At 65.4% G+C, this 2,552-nt stretch carries 2 protein-coding genes and 1 riboswitch; of the genes, one reads left to right on the forward strand and one right to left on the reverse strand.

The features are described from left to right. Nucleotides 1–84 precede the first annotated feature (84 nt). Complete coding sequence (locus AC0L21_RS37800) at nt 85–1,221, reverse strand: 2'-deoxycytidine 5'-triphosphate deaminase (protein WP_473267048.1); 1,137 nt, start codon at nt 1,219–1,221, stop codon at nt 85–87. A gap of 80 nt (nt 1,222–1,301) precedes the next feature. Then, nucleotides 1,302–1,381, forward strand: a riboswitch (SAM riboswitch). Between the two features lie 70 nt (nt 1,382–1,451). Here AC0L21_RS37800 and AC0L21_RS37805 point away from each other — a divergent pair. Further along, a partial coding sequence (locus tag AC0L21_RS37805; RefSeq protein ID WP_473267050.1) for an O-succinylhomoserine sulfhydrylase occupies nt 1,452–2,552 on the forward strand: 1,101 nt, incomplete at its 3' end.

Here is a 2,552-nt window from a genome sequence, read left to right on the forward strand (position 1 = left end):
CGCGCGACGCGCGCATCACATAGCGCCGTAGCTAGCGCGGCTTGGCCGCGGAGGCCGACCCGTTACCCCATCTACGGATGATGGCTAAACCCGGAAATGCTTGCTCAGCTTCAGGCCCTGGGCCTGGTAATTCGAGCCGATGCGCTGGCCGTACATGGCGTCGGGGCGGGCCAGCATCTTCTCGTAGACGAGGCGGCCGACGATCTGGCCGTGTTCGAGGATGAACGGCACCTCGCGCGAGCGCACTTCGAGCACGGCGCGCGACCCCAGCCCGCCGGCGCCGGCATAGCCGAAGCCGGGATCGAAGAATCCGGCATAATGCACACGGAACTCGCCGACCAGCGGATCGAACGGCACCATCTCCGCGGCGTAATCGGGCGGCACCTGCACCGCCTCTTTCGACGCGAGGATATAGAACTCGCCGGGATCGAGGATCAGGCTGCCGTCGGGACGGGCCGAGATCGGCTCCCAGAAGTCCTCGACGGAATAGCCGGCGCGGCGATCGACGTCGATCACGCCGGTGTGGCGCTTGGCGCGATAGCCGACGAAGCCGCCGCTCTTCTCGCCGGAGAGATCAACAGAGACGGCGACGCCGCCGGTGAGATCGGCATCGTCGACATCGACGAGACGCTCGGTCGCATGCAGCGCCTCGAGGTCGTCGATGTTGAGGATGGCATCGCCGGTGCGGAAGCGCACCTGGCTCAGGCGCGAGCCCTCGCTGACCAGCACCGGGAACGTCTTCGGGCTGATCTCGGCATAGAGCGGCCCATGATAGCCGGCACCGATCATGTCGAAGCGGCGGGTGCCGTCGGCGATCACGCGGGTGAAAACGTCGAGCCGGCCGGTCGAGCTTTTCGGGTTGGCGGCCGCGACGATCTCCGGCGGCAGCGCGAGGCTTTCGAGCAGCGGCACGATGTAGACGCAGTTGGTCTCCAGCACTGCGCCGTCGGCGAGGCTGAACTCGTGCAGCTTCAACTCGTCGATGCGCTCGGCGACGGTGGCACCGGGACCGGGCAGGAAGCTGGCGCGAACGCGATAGGCGATGTCGCCGAGGCGGAGGTCGAGGCTCGCCGGCTGGATCTGGCTTTCGACGAAGTCGTAAGCGGGCAGGATGAGACCGCCCTCCGCCATCGCCGCGATCATGCGGTCGGGCAGGATACCATTGGCGTCGGCGGCAACCGTGAACGTCAACCGGGGGTCCTCATCAGGGATCAAACACATCCCGACATGCGGGAAATATGAGCGTTTTACGGCTATCCGATGGACGTCTTGACGGAAAGGGCATTGCGGAATATGAGCATGACTTATCCCGTGGTGATTTGAGCCGGCCGGCTTGCAGCCACGTTAAATAAGTCGCTAAACAGGCCGGGGACCTCTGTGATCCCGGCCCGTGGAAATATTCCAGGCCGGTTTTTTTGTGACCATTTTCGATGGTCACTTCAGGAGGTCCTATGTCGAAGTCCCCGGCGCCCACCGCGTCCTACCGTCCCGAAACCCGCCTGGTCCATTCCGGCACCCTGCGCTCGCAATATGGCGAGACGTCGGAGTCGCTGTTCCTGACCCAAGGCTACGTCTACAACAGCGCCGAGGAGTGCGAGGCGCGGTTCAAGGGCGAGGACCCCGGCTTCATCTATTCACGCTACTCCAACCCGACCATCGCGATGTTCGAGCGCCGCATGATCGAGCTCGAGGGCGCCGAAGCGGCACGTTCCGCCGCGACCGGCATGGCCGCGGTGACGACCGCGATCCTGGCGCCGCTGAAGGCCGGCGATCACGTCGTGGCCTCGCGCGCGCTGTTCGGCTCGTGTCTCTACGTCGTGCAGGATTTGCTGCCGCGCTACGGCATCGAGACCACGCTGGTCGACGGCCTCGATCTCGACCAGTGGCAGCGCGCCATGAAGCCGAACACCAAGACGTTTTTCCTGGAGAGCCCGACCAATCCGACGCTGGATGTACTCGACATTCCCGGCATCGCCGAGATCGCGCACAGTGGCGGCGCGCGGCTCGTCGTGGACAACGTGTTCGCCACTCCGATCTGGCAGAGCCCGCTCGCGCTCGGCGCCGACGTCGTCGTCTATTCCGCGACCAAGCACATCGACGGCCAGGGCCGCTGTCTCGGCGGCATCATCCTGTCCTCGGAAGCGTTCATCGCCGAGCACATCCACAATTTCATGCGCCAGACCGGCCCGTCGATCTCGCCGTTCAACGCCTGGGTCCTGCTCAAGGGCCTGGAGACGCTCGCCGTGCGCGTGCGCGCGCAGACCGAAACGGCGGCGCGCATTGCGGACGTTCTGGCGAGCCATCCGAAGATTTCGCGGCTGGTGTTTCCCGGCCGCGCCGATCATCCGCAGGCAGCATTGGTGAAGAAGCAGATGCGCGGCGGCTCGACGCTGGTCGGCCTCGAGGTCAAAGGCGGCAAGCAGGCGGCGTTCCGCGTGCTCAACGAGCTCAAGCTCGCCAAGATCTCGAACAATCTCGGCGACGCCAAGAGCCTCGTCACGCATCCGGCCACCACGACGCATCAGCGTTTGAAGCCGGAGGACCGCGCCGCG

It is taken from the genome of Bradyrhizobium sp. WSM4873 (assembly GCF_055811355.1).